The 19,583-nt window shown below is 70.0% G+C and carries 24 protein-coding genes and 1 tRNA gene; 11 read left to right on the top strand and 14 right to left on the bottom strand.

The genetic code is table 11. From position 1 onward, the window contains the following. Nucleotides 1–47 precede the first annotated feature (47 nt). Complete coding sequence (locus tag ACQP2Y_RS08580) at nt 48–596, top strand: dihydrofolate reductase family protein (RefSeq protein ID WP_433726146.1); 549 nt, start codon at nt 48–50, stop codon at nt 594–596. 23 nt (nt 597–619) lie between these two features. Here the strand turns inward: ACQP2Y_RS08580 and ACQP2Y_RS08575 are convergent, their stop codons facing one another. From ACQP2Y_RS08575 to ACQP2Y_RS08565, 3 genes are all read right to left on the bottom strand, one after another. Further along, nucleotides 620–1,030, bottom strand: a complete 411-nt coding sequence (locus tag ACQP2Y_RS08575; RefSeq protein ID WP_433726144.1) for an HPF/RaiA family ribosome-associated protein — start codon at nt 1,028–1,030, stop codon at nt 620–622. Nucleotides 1,031–1,189: 159 nt separating this feature from the next. Continuing rightward, nucleotides 1,190–1,738 carry a hypothetical protein gene (locus ACQP2Y_RS08570; RefSeq protein ID WP_433726142.1) on the bottom strand — a complete coding sequence of 183 codons (549 nt, stop codon included), beginning with the start codon at nt 1,736–1,738 and terminating at the stop codon, nt 1,190–1,192. Between the two features lie 59 nt (nt 1,739–1,797). Then, nucleotides 1,798–2,202, bottom strand: coding sequence for a helix-turn-helix domain-containing protein (locus ACQP2Y_RS08565; RefSeq protein WP_433726140.1), 405 nt, complete (start codon nt 2,200–2,202; stop codon nt 1,798–1,800). 132 nt (nt 2,203–2,334) lie between these two features. On the opposite strand from ACQP2Y_RS08565, the gene ACQP2Y_RS08560 reads away from it, so the two are divergent. From ACQP2Y_RS08560 to ACQP2Y_RS08550, 3 genes are all read left to right on the top strand, one after another. Next, nucleotides 2,335–2,682 carry a hypothetical protein gene (locus ACQP2Y_RS08560; RefSeq protein ID WP_433726138.1) on the top strand — a complete coding sequence of 116 codons (348 nt, stop codon included), beginning with the start codon at nt 2,335–2,337 and terminating at the stop codon, nt 2,680–2,682. 99 nt (nt 2,683–2,781) lie between these two features. Beyond that, nucleotides 2,782–4,185: an NAD(P)/FAD-dependent oxidoreductase gene (locus ACQP2Y_RS08555; protein WP_433726136.1), complete on the top strand. Its 1,404-nt coding sequence runs from the start codon at nt 2,782–2,784 to the stop codon at nt 4,183–4,185. Nucleotides 4,186–4,195: 10 nt separating this feature from the next. Further along, on the top strand, nt 4,196–5,014 hold the full coding sequence (locus ACQP2Y_RS08550; protein WP_433726134.1) for a hypothetical protein: 819 nt from the start codon (nt 4,196–4,198) through the stop codon (nt 5,012–5,014). Here ACQP2Y_RS08550 and ACQP2Y_RS08545 read toward each other — a convergent pair. The 3 genes from ACQP2Y_RS08545 to ACQP2Y_RS08535 are packed head-to-tail and all read right to left on the bottom strand — an operon-like array spanning nt 4,989 to nt 6,786. After that, the gene (locus ACQP2Y_RS08545) at nt 4,989–5,393 is read right to left on the bottom strand and encodes an arsenate reductase ArsC (protein WP_433726132.1); all 405 of its coding nucleotides are present in this window, start codon (nt 5,391–5,393) and stop codon (nt 4,989–4,991) included. The two genes, ACQP2Y_RS08550 and ACQP2Y_RS08545, sit on opposite strands and share 26 nt — an antisense overlap. Next, on the bottom strand, nt 5,390–6,127 hold the full coding sequence (locus tag ACQP2Y_RS08540) for an aquaporin (protein ID WP_433726130.1): 738 nt from the start codon (nt 6,125–6,127) through the stop codon (nt 5,390–5,392). Before ACQP2Y_RS08540 ends, ACQP2Y_RS08545 begins: the two co-directional genes overlap by 4 nt. After that, nucleotides 6,124–6,786: a helix-turn-helix domain-containing protein gene (locus ACQP2Y_RS08535; RefSeq protein ID WP_433726128.1), complete on the bottom strand. Its 663-nt coding sequence runs from the start codon at nt 6,784–6,786 to the stop codon at nt 6,124–6,126. The genes ACQP2Y_RS08540 and ACQP2Y_RS08535 overlap by 4 nt, the downstream gene beginning before the upstream one ends. A gap of 129 nt (nt 6,787–6,915) precedes the next feature. Here ACQP2Y_RS08535 and ACQP2Y_RS08530 point away from each other — a divergent pair, with 129 nt between their 5' ends. Genes ACQP2Y_RS08530 through ACQP2Y_RS08515 form a run of 4 tightly spaced genes read left to right on the top strand, consistent with a single transcriptional unit; the run spans nt 6,916 to nt 9,176 of the window. Continuing rightward, the gene (locus ACQP2Y_RS08530) at nt 6,916–7,323 is read left to right on the top strand and encodes a hypothetical protein (RefSeq protein WP_433726126.1); all 408 of its coding nucleotides are present in this window, start codon (nt 6,916–6,918) and stop codon (nt 7,321–7,323) included. Continuing rightward, nucleotides 7,320–8,051 (top strand): hypothetical protein, encoded by a 732-nt coding sequence (locus ACQP2Y_RS08525; protein WP_433726124.1) that lies wholly within the window; start codon nt 7,320–7,322, stop codon nt 8,049–8,051. Before ACQP2Y_RS08530 ends, ACQP2Y_RS08525 begins: the two co-directional genes overlap by 4 nt. Continuing rightward, complete coding sequence (locus ACQP2Y_RS08520; protein WP_433726122.1) at nt 8,048–8,365, top strand: hypothetical protein; 318 nt, start codon at nt 8,048–8,050, stop codon at nt 8,363–8,365. Before ACQP2Y_RS08525 ends, ACQP2Y_RS08520 begins: the two co-directional genes overlap by 4 nt. Before the next feature lie 16 nt (nt 8,366–8,381). Next, the gene (locus ACQP2Y_RS08515; protein WP_433726120.1) at nt 8,382–9,176 is read left to right on the top strand and encodes a hypothetical protein; all 795 of its coding nucleotides are present in this window, start codon (nt 8,382–8,384) and stop codon (nt 9,174–9,176) included. A gap of 6 nt (nt 9,177–9,182) precedes the next feature. Here ACQP2Y_RS08515 and ACQP2Y_RS08510 read toward each other — a convergent pair whose 3' ends face one another. Then, complete coding sequence (locus ACQP2Y_RS08510) at nt 9,183–9,398, bottom strand: hypothetical protein (protein WP_360817217.1); 216 nt, start codon at nt 9,396–9,398, stop codon at nt 9,183–9,185. Nucleotides 9,399–9,594: 196 nt separating this feature from the next. Continuing rightward, a complete protein-coding gene (locus ACQP2Y_RS08505) occupies nt 9,595–9,792 on the bottom strand; it encodes a hypothetical protein (RefSeq protein ID WP_360817226.1) in 198 nt (65 codons plus the stop codon). A 122-nt stretch (nt 9,793–9,914) separates the two neighbouring features. On the opposite strand from ACQP2Y_RS08505, the gene ACQP2Y_RS08500 reads away from it, so the two are divergent. After that, the gene (locus ACQP2Y_RS08500; protein WP_433726118.1) at nt 9,915–10,157 is read left to right on the top strand and encodes a hypothetical protein; all 243 of its coding nucleotides are present in this window, start codon (nt 9,915–9,917) and stop codon (nt 10,155–10,157) included. Between the two features lie 6 nt (nt 10,158–10,163). Here the strand turns inward: ACQP2Y_RS08500 and ACQP2Y_RS08495 are convergent, their stop codons facing one another. From ACQP2Y_RS08495 to ACQP2Y_RS08485, 3 genes are all read right to left on the bottom strand, one after another. Beyond that, complete coding sequence (locus ACQP2Y_RS08495; protein WP_433726116.1) at nt 10,164–12,200, bottom strand: ABC transporter permease subunit; 2,037 nt, start codon at nt 12,198–12,200, stop codon at nt 10,164–10,166. Next, nucleotides 12,197–13,630, bottom strand: coding sequence for an extracellular solute-binding protein (locus ACQP2Y_RS08490; protein ID WP_433726114.1), 1,434 nt, complete (start codon nt 13,628–13,630; stop codon nt 12,197–12,199). The genes ACQP2Y_RS08495 and ACQP2Y_RS08490 overlap by 4 nt, the downstream gene beginning before the upstream one ends. A 267-nt stretch (nt 13,631–13,897) precedes the next feature. Further along, nucleotides 13,898–14,668 carry an IclR family transcriptional regulator gene (locus tag ACQP2Y_RS08485; RefSeq protein ID WP_433726112.1) on the bottom strand — a complete coding sequence of 257 codons (771 nt, stop codon included), beginning with the start codon at nt 14,666–14,668 and terminating at the stop codon, nt 13,898–13,900. Between the two features lie 87 nt (nt 14,669–14,755). Between ACQP2Y_RS08485 and ACQP2Y_RS08480 the strand changes: the two genes are divergently transcribed. Both ACQP2Y_RS08480 and ACQP2Y_RS08475 read left to right on the top strand, forming a co-directional pair. After that, the gene (locus tag ACQP2Y_RS08480) at nt 14,756–15,625 is read left to right on the top strand and encodes a fumarylacetoacetate hydrolase family protein (RefSeq protein WP_433726110.1); all 870 of its coding nucleotides are present in this window, start codon (nt 14,756–14,758) and stop codon (nt 15,623–15,625) included. Next, nucleotides 15,622–16,992 (top strand): aldehyde dehydrogenase family protein, encoded by a 1,371-nt coding sequence (locus tag ACQP2Y_RS08475; RefSeq protein ID WP_433726108.1) that lies wholly within the window; start codon nt 15,622–15,624, stop codon nt 16,990–16,992. Before ACQP2Y_RS08480 ends, ACQP2Y_RS08475 begins: the two co-directional genes overlap by 4 nt. Before the next feature lie 12 nt (nt 16,993–17,004). On the opposite strand, the gene ACQP2Y_RS08470 is transcribed toward ACQP2Y_RS08475, so the two are convergent. The 3 genes from ACQP2Y_RS08470 to ACQP2Y_RS08460 all read right to left on the bottom strand — a co-directional run bounded on the left by ACQP2Y_RS08470 (nt 17,005) and on the right by ACQP2Y_RS08460 (nt 19,553). Beyond that, on the bottom strand, nt 17,005–19,080 hold the full coding sequence (locus ACQP2Y_RS08470) for an Ltp family lipoprotein (RefSeq protein WP_433731834.1): 2,076 nt from the start codon (nt 19,078–19,080) through the stop codon (nt 17,005–17,007). Nucleotides 19,081–19,264: 184 nt separating this feature from the next. After that, a tRNA-Ile gene (locus ACQP2Y_RS08465) sits at nt 19,265–19,338 on the bottom strand. Nucleotides 19,339–19,409: 71 nt separating this feature from the next. Then, entirely contained in the window at nt 19,410–19,553 is a 144-nt protein-coding gene (locus ACQP2Y_RS08460) for a hypothetical protein (RefSeq protein ID WP_433726106.1), read from the bottom strand. Between the last annotated feature and the right edge of the window lie 30 nt (nt 19,554–19,583).

The following is a 19,583-nucleotide window of genomic DNA, read 5'->3' as shown; positions in this document are numbered from 1 at the left end:
CCCTGCACCCTGAACCCGGATTGAGCACAAGCGGCAGACTGGCGGGCATGGCCAAACTGCTCTACTCCGTCACCATGTCGCTGGACGGCTTCATCGCCGGGCCGGGCGGGGACATGTCGTGGCTGACCCCGTACCTCGGGCCCAATCCGTATGTGGACGAGCTGATCGGTGACATCGGGTCGCTGCTGGTCGGCAACCGCACGTTCCGCGGCGACGACCCCTACAAGGACACGCCGGCCGAGGGTGAGGCGTTCGGCGGGGGCTGGTCCGGGCCGCAGATCGTCCTGACCCACCACGTGCCCGAGACCGCCTGGCCGGGCATCACGTTCGTGAGCGACTTCGCCGAGGCGGTCCGGCAGGCGAAGGAGGCAGCCGGCGACAAGTACGTGAACGTGCTCGGTGCGGACGTCGCCCGGCAGTGCCTGGCGGCGGGCGTGCTGGACGAGGTGCTGACCTGTGTTGCGCCCGTGCTGCTCGGGGACGGGGTGCGGCTGTTCGAGCAGCCGGGTGGCCGTACCGTCGCGCTGGAGCGCATCCACCTCTCAGGCGTGCCGCTCGCGTCCCTGTTGCGGTTCCGCGTCCTGCCCGCCGGCTGAGCGGCGGGCAGGACGCGCGACGCTCAGATCTGGTCGTTCTTGAGCAGGTCGCCCTCGTCGATCGCCGCCGGGTCGGGCAGCGCGTTCTCCCGCAGGTGGCGGTTGTGCCGCGGCTCCTGCTTGGTCTTCGCGTCGTTGAGCTTGCGGCGCAGGTCGTCGCGCACGTCGTTGAGCGCGGCGTGCAGGTCCTCCTCGGAGGAGGTGGTGACGACCTTCTGCCGGCCTGCGATCCAGCACTCCAGGGTCACCTTCTGCCCCGGGGCCTCGCGGTCCTTGACCGACACCTCCAGCTCGGTGGTGTCGGCGTGGAAACCGGCGAGCCGGGCGTCGAGCGTGCCGAACTGCTCGGCGATCCAGCTCCGGTCACCCTGCGAGAAGCCGGCGCCCACGCGCAGGCACTCGTCGACGGTGGCGGGATTCGCAACAGCGCTCATCGCCGCACCTCCTGCCGCCGGGCGGACACGGACCGGGTGGTGCTCAGTCGTACGGTCACCATCTTCGCTGACCCTTCGGCTCGGGGATGTTCCTGATCTCCCTGTACCCCGCCGGAAGGGCCCCGGAAACGGACGAGGCGCTCGAATCACCTGGGCGCGTCAGCGCTGCGGCGGCGTGCGGCGGATCGAGTGCACCTTGGCCGAAACGGGCTCCTCGCCCGTCGCCACGCGCATGCCGTTGAGGTAGCCGTCGGTCTCGCGCTGCTCGCCGTACTCCTCGGTCAGCTCCGCGATGCGCTCCTCGAGCACGTGCAGCTCCCGCTCGCGGTCGGCGGCGAGCTGGGCCCGCAGCTCGGCGAGGACCTCGTCGAACTGCCGCCCGTCGGGCACCGGGCCGTCGCGCAGCTGCTCGATCCGGCGCAGGATCTGGTCCCGGGAGAACGCCACCACGACCGCGAGCCAGGCCAGCACGAACAACCCGGTGATGACCGGGAAGACCGCGAGCGACGTCAGCGGGGGCGGCGGAGGCATGCCGCCGCCGGGCGGGGGCGGTGGCGGATGCCCGGGCGGCATCCCGACGATCACGGTGAGAATGAGCGCGCCGGTGGCGGCCACCGCGGCGATCAGCGAGCCGAGCAGCAGTTTGCTCAGCTGGAGATGCAGTCCGCCCACGGTGGACCCATGATCGGCGCGGGCCCGCTCAGTCATGGTCCGAGATTACGGATATCCGAGCCCGGGCGCGACACCCGGCAAGCTGATCGTGACGGTCATGCCGACCGGCGCCGGCGCAGGACCTTCCGGTACGGGTCGAGCATCCGGTCGAGGACCGCCTCCAGCGCCTTGCGGTCGGCCTCCGGGATGGGTGAGTCCGGGGCGAGGATCCGGCCCAGCTCGTGCACGATCGGCGAGGTGACCGGCGGCGCCGGCGGCGACCCGCCGACCCGGTCGGGATAGGCGGCCACCACGATCTCGTTGATGCTGCGGCCCAGCACGGGCGCGATCCGCTCGATGGACCTGATGGTGGGCCGCTGCTCACCGCTGAGCCAGCGCAGCACAACGGACGGATCGGTGCCGGCCGCCCGGGCGAAGTGCGTCGGCGTCGGGAACCGCGCAGCCTGGATCGCTTCCTTGAGGTAGCCGCCGAAGCCGGCCTCCGGCGTGGAAGGCGTCACCGGCCAAGGATAGGCCCAGTCCGATCGGATCCGGCCCACCTCGGCTGGGCAATTGGTTGAAGACACAGGCACTGCTACCGTCATTGGTTAGATAACCAACGGCTCGGGCGTGGAGCGGAAGGTCGTGGCGGGATGACGCAAACAATGATCCTGATGGGCGTGCTGGCGATCTGCGCCGTCTCGGGCGTCCTGCTGACCTACCGGCCGGGCTGGACCCGCGGCCCGGACGAGCCCACCGGCAGCTACACCCCGCCGCCACCGCCGGCCCCCAGCCTGCCACCGGCCGCGGCGGCCCCGGTCCCGCTGCCGGCCCCGGCCCCGGCTGTCGCGCCGAGCAAGCCGTCCCAGCCAGTGCTCTCCACCCCGCCCGCTCCGACGGTGACCACGCCGTCCCCGGTCCGGCGCACCCGCAACAACGGCTTCGCCCGCTTCGCCCCGGCCCCGGCCCCGGCCGCCCGCACCCGCGCCGGCCGCGCCTGACCTGCAGCCCCGGTTCCGCAGATCACACCTCAGCGGGACCCCTTTCGGGCAGTAGCCGCCGGTCCACGGCGTTCTACTGGGTGAAAGGTGGAATTGAAGATGTCAGGAACTGCGCAGAGGCACCGGGTCGTCATCGTCGGAGCGGGTTTCGGCGGGCTTTTCGCCGCCAAGGCGCTGCGGAACGCCGATGTGGACGTGACACTGATCAACGGTACGACGTACCACCTGTTCCAACCGCTGCTCTACCAGGTCGCCACCGGGATCCTCTCCGAGGGTGAGGTGGCGCCGCCGATCCGCGAGATCCTGCGCAAGCAGCGCAACGTCGACGTCCGGCTCGGCTGGGTCCGGGACGTGGACGTCGAGGCGAAGATCGTCGACGTGGCCGGCCCGGGAGTCTCCTACACCGTCGGCTACGACACGCTGATCTTCGCGGCCGGCTCCTCCCAGTCGTACTTCGGCAACGACGGTTTCGCCGAGGACGCGCCCGGCATGAAGAGTGTGGACGACGCCCTGGAGCTGCGGGCCCGGATCTTCCACGCGTTCGAGATCGCCGACCTGCAGACCGATCCGGCCGACATCGAGCGGTGGATGACCTTCGTGATCGTCGGGGCCGGCCCGACCGGCACCGAGATGGCCGGTCAGATCGCCGAGCTGGCCCACCGCACCCTGCCGGGTCAGTACAAGCACATCGACCCGCACCGGGCCCGCGTCGTGCTGGTCGACGCGGTCGGCGCGGTGCTCAGCACCTTCGGCGACCGGCTGTCCACCCGCGCGCTGCGAGAGCTGCACCAGCTCGGCGTCGAGGTGGAGCTGAACACCAAGGTCGTCGGCGTCGACCCGACGGGCATCGAGGTCGAGACCGTACGCGGCCACGAGCGCATCCCCGCCATGACCAAGGTCTGGGCCGCCGGGGTGTCCGCCCCGCCGCTGGCCCGCCGGCTGGCCGAGGTCACCGGCGCCGGGACCGACCGCGCCGGACGCATCCACGTCGAGCCGGACGGCACCGTACCGGGCCACCCGGAGATCTTCGTCGTGGGCGACCTGATGGCGTTGCCGGGTGACGACGGGAAGCAGCTGCCCGGGGTCGCCCAGGTGGCGATCCAGAGCGGACGGCACGCGGCCGGTCAGATCAAGCGCCGCCTCGCGGGCCGGCCGGGCGGGCAGCCGTTCCACTACTTCGACAAGGGCAGCCTCGCAGTGATCTCCCGCTTCTCGGCGGTGGCGAGCATCGGCGGCCTGCGCCTGTCGGGCTTCCCGGCCTGGCTGATCTGGCTGGTGGTGCACCTGTTCTACCTGGTCGGGTTCAAGAACCGGGTGTCCGCGGTGCTGCACTGGGCGGTCAGCTTCCTGGGCCGCGGCCGCTCGGAACGGGTGACCACGCTGCAACAGGTCCACGCCCGCAGCGCGATGCGCCAGTACGGCGATCCCTTCGCGGCCGCCCCGGACGACTACGCCGGGTCCCGCGCACCGGTCTCCGCGGGCACGCCGCGGACCAGCAAGTAGCCGAGCAGGCATGCGGGTGGCGATGGTCAGTGCCGTGGCTCGGGCCGGCCGGGTGAACGAGGACTTCGCCGGTGCCGTACCGATGGCGGCGGTGGTGGTCGACGGCGCCGGGATTCCCGGGGCCGGCTCGGTCTGCCGGCACGGTGTCGCGTGGTATGCCACCCGGCTGGGCGGCAGTCTTCTCAGCCTGCTCGCGCTGATGCCGGACAGCGATCTTCCGGCGCTGCTCGCCGAGGCCATCGTGCGGGTGACCGACGATCACCGGGACACCTGCGACATCGCCAGCCGGATCAGTCCGTCGGCGACCGTGGCCGTCCTGCGGGTGTCCGCCGGCCGCGCCGACTACCTCGTGCTCGGCGACTCGACTGTGGTGCTCGACCGGGTGGGCAGCGCGCCGCTGGTGGTCAATGATCCCCGCGAGGTGGTCGTCAGCCGGTCGTATCTGCCCGCGCTGGCGGCCGCCGGCCAGGGCACCGAGGAGTACCAGCGGGTCCTGGACGAGCTGCGCGGCAACCGCAACGAGCCGGGCGGTTTCTGGGTGGCCAAGGACGATCCGCGGGCGGCGTACGAGGCGCTCACCGGCAGCTGCCCGGTCGCCGAGCTGGACAGTGCCGCCCTGCTCAGCAATGGCGCCGGCCGGATCGTCGATGATTTCCGGCTGGCCGGCTGGCCTGAGGTCCTGGCCGTCCTGGCGGCGAGCGGACCCGCCGCCGTCATCGATCGGGTCCGGGCGGCGGAAGCCGACCGCGGGGTGACCGCCGACGACGCGACGATCGCCCACTGCACTGAGCTGGGCAGGCCGGTCAGGTCGCCGGGACCAGCTCGGTGAGCAGCTTCTCGATCCTCGTCCTGATCTCGTCGCGGATCGGGCGCACCGACTCGACGCCCTGGCCGGCCGGGTCCTCGAGCCTCCAGTCCTCGTAACGCTTACCCGGGAAGATCGGGCAGGCGTCGCCGCAGCCCATGGTGATGATCACGTCAGAGCTTTCGGCGGTCTCCCATTCGAGCTTCTTCGGCGTCTGGCCGGTGATGTCGATGCCGACCTCGGCCATCGCCTCGACGGCGGCCGGGTTGATCGTCCTGCCGGGCTCGGAGCCGGCCGAGCGGACCTCGACCCGGTCGCCGGCCAGGTGGCGCAGCCAGCCGGCGGCCATCTGGGAACGGCCGGCGTTGTGCACGCAGACGAACAGGACGCTGGGCTTGCTCATCGGACGGACTCCTCGGAGGTGTCGGGGACGACCACGTCACCGGCGGCCGCGCCGGCGCCGGGATAAAGCGCGAGCAGCAGACCGGTCCCGGCCGCGGCACCGATGAGCTGGGCGACGACGAAGCCCGGCACCGACGCGGGCGCGATCCCGGCGAAGGTGTCGGTGAACGCCCGGCCGATCGTCACGGCCGGATTGGCGAAGCTGGTGCTGCTGGTGAACCAGTACGCGGCGCCGATGTACGCGCCGACCGCCGCCGGAGCCACCGCCGCCCGGCCGGACCGGGCCAGAGCGAAGATCAGCAGGATGAGCCCGGCGGTCGCGACGACTTCACCCAGCCACAGGTGCCCGGCGGCACGCTCCTTGCTGGACAGGTCGACCGCCGCCAGGTCGAACATCAGGTTGGCCAGCACCGAGCCGGCGATCGCTCCCGCGGTCTGGGCGAGGGCATATCCGCCCAGCTGGGCGGCGGTCAGGCCGGTTCCGGTACGGCGTCCGAGGAACCAGTCGGCGGCCGAGACGACGGGGTTGAAGTGTGCCCCGGAGACCGGCCCGAACGTCAGGATCAGCGCGGCCAGGGCGAACGCGGTGGCGACCGAGTTCTCCAGCAGTTGCAGGCCGACATCGTCCGGCGACAGCGTGGTCGCCATGACGCCCGAGCCGACGACGGCCGTCACCAGCAGCGCGGTGCCGACGAACTCGGCCAGCAGCCGTCGCCAGGTCGCGGTGCCGGTCATGCTGCGAGCCGTTCGATGCGGCCGGCCAGGTCGGTGTAGGCGTCCTCGAAGGCCGCGTCGGTGTCGGCGCGTACCGGATCGGGGACGGACCAGTGCAGCTGTGGCCGTACCGTCGCAGTCAGGTCCTCATGGGCGCGGTCGCAGACCGCGATGATCAGATCGTCGTCGGTCACGACGTCGCTGACGTGCGCGGTCGCGGCCGGACCGAGCCGCAGCCCGTGCCGGCGGGCGACCCGCACCGCGCGGGGATGCACCCGCTCGGCCGGATGGGTGCCGGCCGACGCGGCCGGCCGGTGGGTGCGGTCGGCCCACAGGGCGGCGGCCAGCTGCGAACGCGCCGAGTTGTGGGTGCACACGAACACGACCCGGGCGGTGTCCGGCAGGCGGGGCGGCGTCAGCCGGGCGAGAGCGCCGGGCCGCAAGCGCAGGTACGTGCGCCGCCGGTCAGCCTCGGACTTGGTGCGCTCCAGCAGCCCGGCCGCGGCCAGCACCTTGACGTGGTGGGCGACCAGGTTGCTGGGCATCCCCAGGTCCCGGGCGATCTCGCCGGGCGAGGCGTCACCGAGGCTCAGCGCGTCCACGATGGCCAGCCGGGCCGGGTCACCGAGCGCGGCATGGATCCGCGCCCGCTCCCTCAGAGAACTCCGCTCAGTTTCCATTGACTCAATACTTACTGAGTTAGTTCGGCACCGCAAGAGCCGCGGGCCCGTACGGCCGCCGGAGCGGGGTTGCTGAGCTGCGGCCGGGTCGGGCAGGCTGACGGTTCTGTCATATTCGGGGGTGTTGCGGTGGCCGCGTCGTCGGCTCGTACCAGAAGCAGTCGTGGTTTCCTGCTCTTCCTGTGGTTCGTCGCGCCGCTGGTGGAGCTGGGCGGGGTGCTGCTGTTCTGCGCGGCGGCGCCTGACCTGGCGCAGGACACCGCGTTCGGCAGCCCGGCCACCGAGATCCTCGCGGTGATCGTGCTGGCGGTGACCGTGGTCGGCACGATCCTGGTGTGGCGCGGGGTTTCCGGCGCCCTCCGGTGGATCACCGCGACCGCGCTGTTCATCGCGGCGGCGCTGACCGTGGCCCTCGGCGTCAGCTTCGCGACCGCCGGCATCCTGGCGTTGTTCACCCTGCTGATGGCCCACTCCGCGCTGTTCATCGCACTGATCGGGCGGGCCGCACTGCGCTCCCCCGCAGGGAACGGACGGTGACGGCCATGGACGGCGACATGCTCGCCCGGCTCCAGCAGCTGCAGGCCAAGGTGACCCAGTTCGGTGAGCTCGCGACCCAGCTCGCCCAGGCCGTGCCGAAGCAGGCCGAGGGCTGCGACGCGTCCGGCTGGGTCCGGGTCGTGCTCGGCGGCGACGGCCTGCCCACGGCGATCAGCGTGCGCGACGGCTGGGACCGCCGCATCGAGGCTGCCGGGCTGGGCGCGGCCGTCATGGATGCCAACGCCGACGCGATCCGGCAGGGCATGAAGGCCTTCTCCGACCAGCTCGACGACAACCGCTGGTGGACCAAGCGCGCCCACGCCGAGGAGGACGGCCCGGACCCGTCGGCCGGCCCGGTCGCCCGTCCGCCGGCCGGCACGGAACGCGATCCCGGCGAGCTGACCGAGGACGTGCTCAAGGCCCTGCACACGGTGCAGCAGCCGGCGGAGACCGCGCCGGGCGCGGTCGAGGGCTCGGACCCGCAGCGGTACGTGACAGTGGCGCTCGGTCCCGGCGGCCTCGCCCGTTGCACCATCGACCCCGACTGGGCCGCCCGGCGCGACAGCAACGCCATCACGGCCGCGCTCACCGAGGCGCTGCGCGCCGCCCGACACGCCGTCCCGCCTCCCACCGCGCCGAGCGCCGACCTGGACGGCCTGCTCGGCGACGCGCTGGCGACCCTGCGCGCGATCACCGACCGACGCCCGGCTGGAGGAAACAACTCATGAGTGATCTGCCCACCCCGGACGAGGTCACGGTCGCCACCAATGTGCTGCGCCAGGAGGCGGGCATCTGGGACGAGCAGAGCGCCAAGCTCAGCAAGATGAGCACCGATGTCGCCGCCCGGGAGTTCGGCCGGCTGGAGGCGGGACTGTTCCAGATCATGGTCGGCCCGTACAACGAGATCATCGACGCGGTGGCGGCGCGGACCCGTGAGGGCGCCACCGCGATGACGGACATCGGGCGCACCCTGCGCTCGGTCGCCGACACCTACGACGCCGAGGACAAGGCGAGCGAGCACCGCATCCGCAACATCTACTGACCACGGGGACCCTGCGATGACTTTCAGCACTGCTCAGTTCGAGGCGACGCTGGCCGAGATCGAGTCCGGCATGGCGACGTTCTCGGCGAACCTCGGCAAGATCCCGCCGGCGGCGCAGCGGGCCACCGACCACTGGTACATCACCGACGCCGTGGCCGAGGGCATCACCTGGCTGGCGACCAAGACGGTGGAGATCGGCCAGGACATCCTGAACTGGTTCATCGACCTGCTCAAGGGCGCGGTGGCCCCGATCTACATGGCCATCGACGGCTTCAAGTGGCTGGAGATCCGCGGCGAGGCCAACCTCGTCGCGGCGAACCTGACGGACCAGAACCTGGCGATCGACAACTCGGAGTGGTCCGGCGACGCGCGGGAGGCGTACGGCACGGCGGTCGGCGCGCAGGCCGCGGCGGCCTCCCGGATCGGCTCGATCGCGACCAGCACCTCGGCCAACCTGCTGACCTGCGCGCTGGCCGGAGCAGCCTTCTACCTCACCCTGGCGGGCGTCCTGGCCAAGCTGATCGCGGCGACCATCACCATCATCGCCGCGTACGCCTCAGCCGCGTTCTCCTGGGCCGGCGCGGCCCTGATGCTGGAGGAAGCGGGTGTCAACACGGCCATCATCGGCACCGCCCTGGCGACGGTGACCGCCTTCGTGGGAGCACAGGTCACGGCGTTGGCATTGCTGCACGGCGACGCGGTCGACCCGTCCAGCTTCCCGAACAAGGTGTGGCCGACATCCAACTCGGCCCAGTACAGCGACGGCACGGTCAAGGACGACGACGCGGACTGGTCACTGAAGCAGGACTGAATCCGCTCAGAAGCCGAGCCCGTCGAGGATCCGGACGACGGCGTTGGCCTTGTCGCTGTCGCGTTCGGTGGCGGCCGGCTTGTCCTCGCCCGCGATCAGAAGAATGACCTCGTCAACCTTGGCGACAACATCAGCGCGTCCGGCGATGACGGCGGCGGTCCTGAGGTCCCGGGCCAGCACCAACAGGGCAGCCGGGTCGGTGGTCTCTCGCTGTCGGTCCACGCCCCGAGCGTAGGAGCCACCTGCCACTACCGCTGACCAATTCTGTCGCGACCTTCCGGCACACCCTCGTCGGCGAATACCTGGAGGTCCAGGCCCGCGCCCGCACCGCCGACGGCTCGGAGTCGGACACGGTCGTCACCGGGTGGGAGCTGACGCCGGCGCCGTGACGGTGGTGTGGCGAGCCGGCTCAGGGCGTTCAGGCGGCGGCCTCACCGAGGTCGGCCATGTCGATGCCGGCCTCGCCCAGGATCCGCTGGACGGCGGCGATGCTCAGCCAGTCGAGAACGTTGTCCTCGTGCACGACCCGGTACCACTGGGTCCGCCCGCGCTTGACGATCTCGACGCGCCACGCGCCGTCCGCCGTCTGCATCGCGTACTGGACCTTGGGCTCCACCCGACCGACGCTACGTCCTGTCGATCAAGGCCGCTACCAGCTCAAACAAACTACGTCGGCGTAATTCACCGCTCCGGAGCGAACCAGCTCGGCACCCCGCGGCGCCGTCCTACGGTGGGGTCATGGAGCAGTTCGAGGACGCCTGGAACTCCCTGGGCGAAGCCGAGCGGTCCCTGCTGCTGGATGCCCGCGACAGCCGGCCGGTGCCACCGGCGGTCGCGGACATCCTGGTCCGGGTGGCGCTGGCCGTCGAGCCCCAGCCGGGCCTGTTCCCGGCGCCGGTGCACTGGCCGATCGGCTTCCGCGACTTCCTCGACGACAAAGCCGCGCTGATCGACCTGCCGGACGACCCGGAGTGCGAGTGACGCCGGTCAGCCCTTGACCGCCCCCGCGGTGAGGCCCTCGGTCAGGAAGCGCTGCCCGAACGCGTACATGATCACCACCGGGATGCTGACCAGCAGCGACGCCGCGGCGAGCTGTCCCTGCGGTACGACGTCTCCGGCGATCATCGACTGCATCCCCACCGGGAGGGTCTTGTACTCGTCCTTGGTGATGAACACGAAGGCGAACAGGAACTCGTTCCAGGCGTTGGTCAGGGTGAACAGCGCGACCGCCAGCAGTCCCGGCTTGGCCAGGGGAAGCACCACCCGGCCGAACGCCTGCAGGCGGGTGCAGCCGTCGACCAGCGCGGCCTCCTCCAGCTCCACCGGGATCGACGAGAAGTAGCCCACCAGCAGCCACGTCGCGAACGGGAGCGTGAACGTCGGGTACGTCACCACCAGCGACCACAACGAGTCGGTGAGCCGCACGCCGATGAGCATCTGGTACAGCGGGATGAACAGCAGCGCGCCCGGCATCACGTACGTGAGCAGCACCGTGACGGTGAAGCCCTGCGCCCCGCGGAACCGCAGCCGGGCCAGCGCGTAGCCCGCCAGGGCGGCGCAGATCAGGGCGACCGTGGTGGACGCCGCGGACACCAGCAGGGTGTTGAGGTACCAGCGGCCGAACGGTTGGTTGCTGAACAGCGCACCGAACTGTTCCAGGGTCCACGGCGTCGGCCACAGGTCGTGGTCGCGCATGACGACCTGGTTCTCGGACTTGAAGGCCGTGACGGCGATCCAGTACAGCGGGCCCAGCACGAAGGCGAGCAGCCCGGCCAGGGCGACACCCCGCCCGACGCCCGACACGAGCGACGACGCGCGGCGGCCTCCGCTCGACTTCAGGGCCGAGACGAGCCGGCCGACCGCCGCCGCGATCAGCAGGATCACCGCGAGGACCACCGCCGCCTTCCAGAAGATCTGCGGCGATGCCCAGGCCAGCAGGGCGGTGCCCACCGCCGCGATGACCCACGGCAGCGCTTTGCGCGCCGTACCGGCCTGCTGCATCGAACTGAGCCACCGCCCCGTGCGGGTGCGCGGGGGCAGCGGGGTGCCGGCGTCCTGGCGCAGCAACCGGACCAGGACGAACACCAGCGCGCCGATGACCGGCAGCATGACGAGCGTGACCGCCGCTCCGGCGCCGTACTGCAGCTGCAAAATCGCCTTCGAGTACGCGACCAGCACGTACGGCGCGGTCACGTCGCCCGGGCCGCCCTGAGTCAGCAACCAGATGAGGTCGAAGTTGTTGAAGGTCCAGATCGACGACAGGGTCACCGTCACGGTGATCACGTGGCGCAGCCCGGGCAGCGTCACGTTGACGAACCGCTGCAACGACGAGGCGCCGTCGATGGTCGCTGCCTCGTACAGGTCGGCCGGAATGGCCTTCAGTCCCGCGAGGAAACAGACGGTGAAGAACGGCACGCCTTTCCAGACGTTGACCAGGATCACCGACGGCATGGCCAGCGACGGGTCGGAGAGCCAGCCCGCGGGCCAGCTGTCGACCAGATGCAGGTCGGCCAGCAGCGGACCGATCCCCGAGGAGGTGAGCAGGGTGTTGACGCTGCCGAAGATCGGGTCGAGCAGCGCGCGCCAGCTGAAGGCCGTCACCACGGTCGGCACGACCCACGGCACCAGCAGCAGCCCGGCCAGCACGGCCCGGCCACGCCGCTGCTGGTGCAGCAGCAGGGCTGCGGCCAGCCCCAGGACAACCTTGAAAACCTCGGCGTACGCGGTGAAGACGAACGAGTTCACCACGCCCGTGTGGAACTGCTGGTCCCCGGCCAGGGCGAAGTAGTTGCCCAGGCCGACGAAGACGCTCTCCTGCCCGTGCCGTTCCGTGGTGCTCGTGATGATCGACCGGGCGATCGGCACGAGCACGAGACCGCCGACGAGCAGGGCCGTGGGCGCCAGGAACAGCGCCGCCAGCCGCCAGTCACGACCCAGCCGCCGTTGGGTCTTCGTCAGAGAGCCGGGCCCCGGCGGCGGAGATGTCCGCTTCGCCGGGGCCGGCGCGGAACGGACGGAGCTCACTGTGGCAGCCCCTGCTGGGCGAAGATCTGCACCATCTTGGCGTGAGCGGCTTTCACGGCCTGTGCGGGCGCTGTTCCCTGCACGACCTGCTGCATCATGTCGGTCAGGACGTACGCGCCACCGACGGCCTGCTGGCCCGCGCTGGCCTTCTGCGGGAAGGTCAGCCCGTTCTTGGTGGACAGCGGCAGCGACAGCTCAGTGATCTTGCGGAGCATGGGGAACGCCGGGTCGCCGCTGGTGAAGAACGGGTCGGCGTCCCAGACCTTCTGCCAGGCGGGCATGACCAGGCCGGGCGCCTCCTTGGCCACCCCGGCGAGCGCGGGCGCGCTGACCAGGTACTGCGCCAGGAGCTTGGCGAGCCCGGGGTTCTTGGCGCCCTTGAAGACGACGAAGCCCTGGGACTGGCCGAGGAGCAGCGGCTTGTCGGTCGCCGGCCCGGTGCAGTCGGAGAAGACGTACGTGTTCTCGTGGACGGGGTTCTTCTTGGTCCGGGAGTCGGCGTAGACGCTGAACTGGTTGCGGGTGTAGCCGAGGATCCCGGCCAGCCAGTTCTCGTTGTTGCTGGTGTCGGTCCAGCTGGCCACGCCCGGCGGCAGCATCGGCTTGAACTTGGGATTGGTGTAGATGTCACCCAGGAACGTCACCGCCTGGACCGTCTCCGGGGTGTCGAAGGTGACCTTCTTGCCGTCGTTGGAGGCGATCGCCCCGCCGTACGAGTTGATCAGTGCCTCGATCATGCCGTTGGCGTCGCCGGACCGGTTCACGGTCATGCCCCAGCCGTACCGGCGCTTGGCCGGATCGGAGATCGCCAGGCACAGGTCCCGCAGTTCCTCCCAGCTGTAGCCCTCCTTGGGGGTGATGCCCTTGTCCTGCATCCAGTCCTTGCGCAGGAACGACCCGATCCCGATGAAGTGGTACGGGATCGCGAACCACTTGCCGTCGAAGACGCAGAAGTTCTTGGCCTCGGCGCAGGGCTCGCCGTACTGGGCCGTCAGCGTCTTGACGACGTCCGTCACGTCCTCCAGGTCGCCCAGCGCCTGGAACTGCGCCACGAATCGCGAGTCGGTCATGAACGCCAGGTCGCGCGCCACCCCGCCCTTGACCTCGGCGTCGATCTTGGCCACCACGTCACCGGCGTCCGCCTGGACCAGGCTGTTCTCGATCTTCGTGCCGGTGGCGCTGGCGAACTTGGCGATCGAGCTGTCGAGCGCCTCGTTCGCCGCCGTCGAGTACAGCTTCTGCGACAGCACCCCCATCGAGGAGCCCTTCATCGTCGCCGCGGCGTCGATCAGCTCCTTCGGAACCTCCGGCTGCACCTTGGCGGGTGTATCGGAGGTGTCCCCGCACGCCGCCAGACCGGCTGCGCCGAGCACCCCCACCCCCATCCCCAGAAAGCCGCGCCGGGACCAGGCCGGTTTGTCCATGGACATTCGCCTCCTCCGTCTCCTCGCACCGCCGCCGCCGAAGGGCGTGGCTCTAGCTGTGTCTTGAATCCGGTGACCGAAGAACTTCGCAGGCTGCGAGCGGCGACCGGGTCGAGGCGGCGCTGACGTCGAGATCGATTCGCATCACGGGCACCGCCGTTCGAGATTTCGAACTCAGTTCGAGATATCGTATTGGGTGGACGCGACGCTAGAGGACCACCGCGAGAGGTGTCAATGTTTCGATGCGATTTCGGAGCAGTACGGGCAAGCCGGTCAGTGCGAGCGGGCCCGGTAGCCCATCCGGGTGGACAGCGTGGCCGCGCCCTCGCGCACCAGCTCGGTCCATTCCACCTGGGTCTGCGGGGTCCAGCGGATGATCGGCGCGGAGATGCTCATGCCGGCGATGACGGCGCCGGAGTGGTCGCGGATCGCCGCGCCGACGCACCGCATGGCACTGTCGGACTCGCCGTTGTCGACCGCGATGCCCTCGGACCGTACGCGTTCGAGATGGGCCCGCAGCCGGTCCGGGTCGGTGATGCTGTCCGGCGTCATGCCGGACAGGGTGCCCTTGGTCAGCACGGCGTCCAGGGCCGCCTGATCGAGGTCGGCCAGCAGGATCTTGCCGACCGCCGTGCAGTGCGCCGGCAATCGCCGCCCGACCGCGGAGACCATCCGGACCGGGTGCGTGCTGTCGACCTTGACGAGGTAGATGACATCGGGGCCGTCGAGCACGGCCACGTGGACGGCCTCGTTGCAGGCGGCGCCGACGTCCCGCGCGACGCTCTGCGCCTCACGGACCAGGTCGAGCCGGCCGGCGAACGCCGCGCCGAGCTGGAACAGGGGCATGCCGAGCCGGTACTGGACCGGCTGGCCGGGTACGGAGATCAGGTACGAGCGGGCCTCGAGCGTGACGAGCAGCTCGTGCACGGTGGTGCGGGGCAGGTCGAGCCGCTCCATCACTTCGCGCGCCGACAGCTGGGGGCGGTCCAGGAACAGTTCGAGGATGTCGAGAGCGCGGATGACCGCCGGTACCACACGGGGCATGTCGATAGTCCCTTCGAAATGCCGGACCGGCACCTGCAGAGGGTAACCGCACATTTTTCCCGCACTACTACACACCGAGGATAGCCAATGCCGATCTCCATTCACCACCTGCGCGACGGCGACACCTCGCGCTGGGCGGTGTGCCAGGACGGCGGGTGGGGCGAGCTCGACGGTACGCTCGCCGGCCTGCTCGCCGTACCGCTCGACCAGGCCCGCGCCGTGGTCGAGGCCGCCGCCCGCGACACCCGCGGCGACATGCCCGGGCAGCAGGTGCTGCCACCCGTCGACGAGCAGGAGGTGTGGGCGGCCGGGGTCACGTACCTGCGCAGCCGCGACGGCCGTAAGGAGGAGTCCGGGCATGGCTCCCTCTATGACCAGGTCTACGACAGCGACCGCCCCGAGCTGTTCCTGAAGTCCAGCCCGTGGCGGGTCGTCGGCGACGGCGACGCCGTCGGGATCCGCGCCGACTCCGGCTGGGACGTCCCCGAGGCCGAGGTCGGCCTGGTCCTCAACGCGGCGGGCGAGGTGTTCGGCTACACCCTCGGCAACGACATGAGCAGCCGGTCGATCGAGGGCGAGAACCCGCTCTACCTGCCGCAGGCGAAGATCTACGACCGCTGCTGCGCGATCGGCCCGGCGATCATCCCGAGCTGGGCGGTCGGGCCGGGTCCGTTCCAGATCGGGCTGCGGGTGCTGCGGGACGGCCGGGAGGCCTACACCGGTACGACGTCGACGGCGGAGATGGCCCGCGGCTTCACGGACCTGGCCGGCTGGCTGTTCCGGGCACTGAGCTTCCCGGCGGGTGTGGTGCTGCTGACCGGCACGGGGGTGGTGCCGGACGCCGACTTCACCACGCACGTCGGAGACACGATCCAGATAACGTCGGCGGAACTCGGCACACTGACCAACTCCGTCGTCGCGGTCGGCGGGGCCACCAACGGGAAGGGACAAGCATGACCACGATCGAGAGCCTCTCCCCGCAAGCGCCGTCGGACGTTGTTGTGCGCGTACCGGACACAGCGCCGGACAAGGTGGCCGCAGCGGCCGACGTAGCCCGGGAAGCGGCCACCGGTTGGGCGCGCCAGCCGGCGCACGCCCGGGCAGCCGCTCTGCACGCCTGCGCCGAGGCGGTCTTGGCCGCGTCCGCCGAACTGACGGACCTGGTGGTCCGCGAGGTCGGCAAGCCCCGCGCCGAGGCAGGCGCCGAGATCGGCCGCGGCGTGGCGATCCTGCGCTACTTCGCCCAGCAGACCCTGCACCCCGAAGGCGAGGTGTACCCCCCGGCCGACGGCGTGTCCCTGCTGCACACCCGCCGCCGCCCCCACGGCGTCGTCGGCCTGATCACCCCATGGAACTTCCCGGTGGCGATCCCCCTCTGGAAGGCGGCGCCGGCCCTGGCCTTCGGCAACACGGTGCTCCTCAAGCCCGCCCCACAGTCCTCCGCGGTGGCGCTGCGCCTGGCCGAACTCTTCGCCGGAACGCTCCCGAACGGCGTATTGACCGTCCTGACCGGCCTCGGCGGCACAGGCGAAGCGATCGTCGACACAGCCGATGCGGTCTCGTTCACGGGTTCGGTCGCCGCCGGGCAGGCGGTCGCCCGGCGGGCGGTCACCCGCGGCATCCCGGTGCAATGCGAAATGGGCGGCCAGAACGCCGCCATCGTCCTACCGGACGCAGACCAGGAAGCAGCGGCAAAGGCAATCGCGGCGGCGGCGATGGGGTACGCCGGACAGAAATGCACCGCGACCAGCCGGGTGATCGTGGTCGGCGACCCGGCCCCGTTCGCCGAGCGGCTGGCCGCAGCGGTCGAGGCGCTGCCCGTGGGCGACCCGGCAGACCCTGCGACGGTGGTGGGCCCCCTGATCGAATCCCGTCCCCGCGAGGCGATCCGGGCGGCGGTGCAGCGTGCCGGGGCAGGGGGTGCCAAGGTGCTGACGGCTGCCCGGCAGCCTTCCGGCGACGGCTGGTTCCAGGCGCCGACCGTGCTGGCGGATGTGCCGGCCGGCGACGACCTGCTGACTGAGGAGCACTTCGGGCCGGTGTGCGTGGTGCTGCCCGCGGAATCGGCGGAGGCTGCGGCGCGGACGGCCAACAACGTACGGCATGGGCTGGTGGCGGCTGTGTATACGCAGAATCTGGGGGCGGCGCTGACGCTGACGGATCGGCTGGATGTGGGAATGGTGAAGGTGAATGCGCCTACTACGGGGGTGGACTTTCACGCACCGTTCGGCGGGGAGAAGGAGTCGAGCTACGGGCCGCGGGAGCAGGGGACGGCGGCTCGTGACTTCTACACGCGGACGGTGACGGTGACGCTCACGCCATAGGTTGAGGGCCCGTTAGAGGCCGGCCTCGTCGACTCCGTGGACGGCTTGCGAGTGGGTGAAGCCTTCGTACTCCAGCTGCTCGATCAGTCCCTTGCGGGAGAAGCCTGACATGCGGAGGTAGTTCTGGGCCGACTTGGCCGCCTGCTCGTCGTAGTCGATGTCCAAGGAGTCCACCGCGAGGGTTGCTGCCTCCGACGAGTAACCGTCGCCGGCGTCCGAGGAAAGCTGCTCGATGAGCCCCTTGCGAGAGAACGCAGCGGTCTGGAGATATCTCTTGGCCGAGCGGACGGCATTCTGCTGCTCCGCCGGCACTGGCTTGCCGGTGGGCCTGACTGTTGTCGGGTCCACAATGGGCTCGTTGGGGACGTAGATGACAGGCTCGACGGTTGGGTCGCCGGCCGCGACCACGGGTGCGTGCACCAAGCGTTCCAGCAGGGCAAACATCACCTGCGCCGAGGCGCGGGCAGCGAATTGTTTGTAGCGGTCGTCTTTTTGGGCGTCGGCATGGTCTGTCACGCCCTTGACGACAAGCCAGGAAAGTTCCTGTTGATCGGCGATCGTCGCAATCGTCGCCGCCTCCATGTCGACCGCGGCGATCTTCCGCATCCCCATCGCCTTCAACCAGTTCCAGACGTCGGGGTCGGCCATGACAGCACTGCCGCTGGCCATCGGACCGACCAACACGCGAAACGGAAGCCGCTGCGGTCCATCTACGTCGTCATACAGCCGTCGTTGTACATACGCGGATCCGTCGCGGGTCAGGACGGCTTCGCCGGTCGGCTCGCGCCCGATTAGATCTTGTTCCTCAAGTCGCTCCAAACCCGGGAGCCAGGTGCCGTTCGGGAAGTATTGGGCGCGTGCGGGATGGTCGCGTGTTTGTTGCCCGCGATACAGCTGTTCGAGCAACCACAGAAAAGCCTCGGGCTCGCTCGGCTTGCCATAGCTAGGAAGGTTGACAGGGTTGAAGTCTTCCCCAGTACGCCGCCAGCGCGGACTCAACGAGAATTGTTGATAAGCGCCCTCGAACCCTGCAGCTGAGTGCTTGCCCTCGTCCCATTCGAAGACAGGTGTGCCGATCACGACGTCACCCAGCGCCGTGCTCGCGGGATTACCCGCGCATACGCCGCACATAGCCAGGGACGCAGGCCGCAGGCGTTCAACCAGTCTCGCGACGACCGGCCCCGTCGAGCGGGCACCCATCTGCGTCGGCCGGGCCAACGCCACAGTGAACGGGGGCTTCCCGTCAATCCGATACTCACCCAATAAGTACGGCGACGGCCCGTCCGAGTCTCGTTGTTCCCACCGGACGACGCCGCGGCAGCTAGGGTCGGCGGCTGACGCCGTTTTTCGGGCCGCGTCGAACTCTTCGGGTGTCGCTGCTACGACCAGTACATCGACGTGTCTCAGGGACTGTTTGGCGATGCTGTCGCGGGCGGCCTGCACAACGGCACCCTGCCGCCGAGTCGCCGCCGGCGAGCGCATCGCAACCGGCACAGGCTTGTCCGGCAGCCAGTGCTTGGGGCGAAGTTCCCAGTACGTGGCAATGTCACGAACCTGCTGGAACCGGCGAACCTCCCGGCCGATTCGGATCTTCCACGTATCGGTGCCCAGGCCACCGAAGCTGGTCCACCCCCACCTCTCCGTGTACAAGATCGCGCTGAGCCGCTTGAGCAATGCCGAGTCTTCGGGCAAAGACAGTCCCAAGAGCATCGCAACATCGGCCGAGACCAAATCCGCCTGTAGGTCTGGCCGGTCAGCTGGTGGGTCGAAGTCGCGTTCCATCGCGGCTGCCTGGCGGACGACGGCCAGAAACAGATCGAGCTCTCGCTGCGCGCGTCCGGTCGCGTAAGCGCCCGCAGCGGTCAGTCCAATTGTCGTAGTCCCAGCGATGGGCATGGCACTGCCGGTATTGACGCCGTAAAGCAGACCTGGTGGCACCTTCACCAGCAGCTGCGCTGCGTCAAGATCAAGAGCCCGATACAGATGTAGATCAAGCTCTTGGAAAGTGGGCCACCGGCCGCCGCGCAGCAGCAACACCCAGAGCACGTCGAGGACGATCCGCTGATGAGCGCCGACGGGCTCGGGCATTGTCACGGTCCGATTGTCCGCCACCCGTGCCTACGCCGATCACTCAGGTACGCCCGAGCCCACCGCTTCACATTCGCTACCGCGGGTTGCTTTCATGGCGGCCTCAGGCATCCGCGCGGCCGACCCGCCAAGCGCAACCATCGCACCGTGGGGTGTCCGGGGGTCGCCCCCGGAGCCAATACCGTGGGGCGGGCGGGACTCGAACCCGCGACCGAGGGATTATGAGTCCCCTGCTCTAACCCACTGAGCTACCGCCCCGTACCGGCGGCGATCCTATCCCGGCTGCTCAACTCCGAGCTACCGATCTTCGCCGACGGCACGGTGAGCGGCTACTTTTCGTCGTCCTGCGGCTTCGCGTGGCCGGTGTCGTCCACCAGATCCGGGGCCATGCTTCCTCCGTGGGCCTCCTGCAGCGGGTGTTCCTGCTCCGGGTCCTGCGGGCCTTGAGTGGCGGGTTCCTTGTCGTTGTCCATGGCCGGTCTCTACCCGTCCCCGCCTGTTTC

The organism is Actinoplanes sp. CA-051413 (assembly GCF_050955795.1).
Taxonomy (GTDB): Bacteria; Actinomycetota; Actinomycetes; order Mycobacteriales; family Micromonosporaceae; genus Actinoplanes.
Note: the sequence above shows the minus strand (reverse complement) of the source record. Positions and strands in the feature narration are given on the sequence as shown.

Excerpts from the sequence above, each read along its gene's own strand:
- ACQP2Y_RS08580 (WP_433726146.1), top strand. The coding sequence starts at position 48 with ATGGCCAAACTGCTCTACTCCGTCACCATGTCGCTGGACGGCTTCATC.
- ACQP2Y_RS08575 (WP_433726144.1), bottom strand. The coding sequence starts at position 1,030 with ATGAGCGCTGTTGCGAATCCCGCCACCGTCGACGAGTGCCTGCGCGTG.
- ACQP2Y_RS08570 (WP_433726142.1), bottom strand. The coding sequence starts at position 1,738 with ATGACTGAGCGGGCCCGCGCCGATCATGGGTCCACCGTGGGCGGACTG.
- ACQP2Y_RS08560 (WP_433726138.1), top strand. The coding sequence starts at position 2,335 with ATGACGCAAACAATGATCCTGATGGGCGTGCTGGCGATCTGCGCCGTC.
- ACQP2Y_RS08555 (WP_433726136.1), top strand. The coding sequence starts at position 2,782 with ATGTCAGGAACTGCGCAGAGGCACCGGGTCGTCATCGTCGGAGCGGGT.
- ACQP2Y_RS08550 (WP_433726134.1), top strand. The coding sequence starts at position 4,196 with ATGCGGGTGGCGATGGTCAGTGCCGTGGCTCGGGCCGGCCGGGTGAAC.
- ACQP2Y_RS08545 (WP_433726132.1), bottom strand. The coding sequence starts at position 5,393 with ATGAGCAAGCCCAGCGTCCTGTTCGTCTGCGTGCACAACGCCGGCCGT.
- ACQP2Y_RS08540 (WP_433726130.1), bottom strand. The coding sequence starts at position 6,127 with ATGACCGGCACCGCGACCTGGCGACGGCTGCTGGCCGAGTTCGTCGGC.
- ACQP2Y_RS08535 (WP_433726128.1), bottom strand. The coding sequence starts at position 6,786 with ATGGAAACTGAGCGGAGTTCTCTGAGGGAGCGGGCGCGGATCCATGCC.
- ACQP2Y_RS08520 (WP_433726122.1), top strand. The coding sequence starts at position 8,048 with ATGAGTGATCTGCCCACCCCGGACGAGGTCACGGTCGCCACCAATGTG.
- ACQP2Y_RS08515 (WP_433726120.1), top strand. The coding sequence starts at position 8,382 with ATGACTTTCAGCACTGCTCAGTTCGAGGCGACGCTGGCCGAGATCGAG.
- ACQP2Y_RS08500 (WP_433726118.1), top strand. The coding sequence starts at position 9,915 with ATGGAGCAGTTCGAGGACGCCTGGAACTCCCTGGGCGAAGCCGAGCGG.
- ACQP2Y_RS08490 (WP_433726114.1), bottom strand. The coding sequence starts at position 13,630 with ATGTCCATGGACAAACCGGCCTGGTCCCGGCGCGGCTTTCTGGGGATG.
- ACQP2Y_RS08485 (WP_433726112.1), bottom strand. The coding sequence starts at position 14,668 with ATGCCCCGTGTGGTACCGGCGGTCATCCGCGCTCTCGACATCCTCGAA.
- ACQP2Y_RS08480 (WP_433726110.1), top strand. The coding sequence starts at position 14,756 with ATGCCGATCTCCATTCACCACCTGCGCGACGGCGACACCTCGCGCTGG.
- ACQP2Y_RS08475 (WP_433726108.1), top strand. The coding sequence starts at position 15,622 with ATGACCACGATCGAGAGCCTCTCCCCGCAAGCGCCGTCGGACGTTGTT.
- ACQP2Y_RS08470 (WP_433731834.1), bottom strand. The coding sequence starts at position 19,080 with ATGCCCGAGCCCGTCGGCGCTCATCAGCGGATCGTCCTCGACGTGCTC.
- ACQP2Y_RS08460 (WP_433726106.1), bottom strand. The coding sequence starts at position 19,553 with ATGGACAACGACAAGGAACCCGCCACTCAAGGCCCGCAGGACCCGGAG.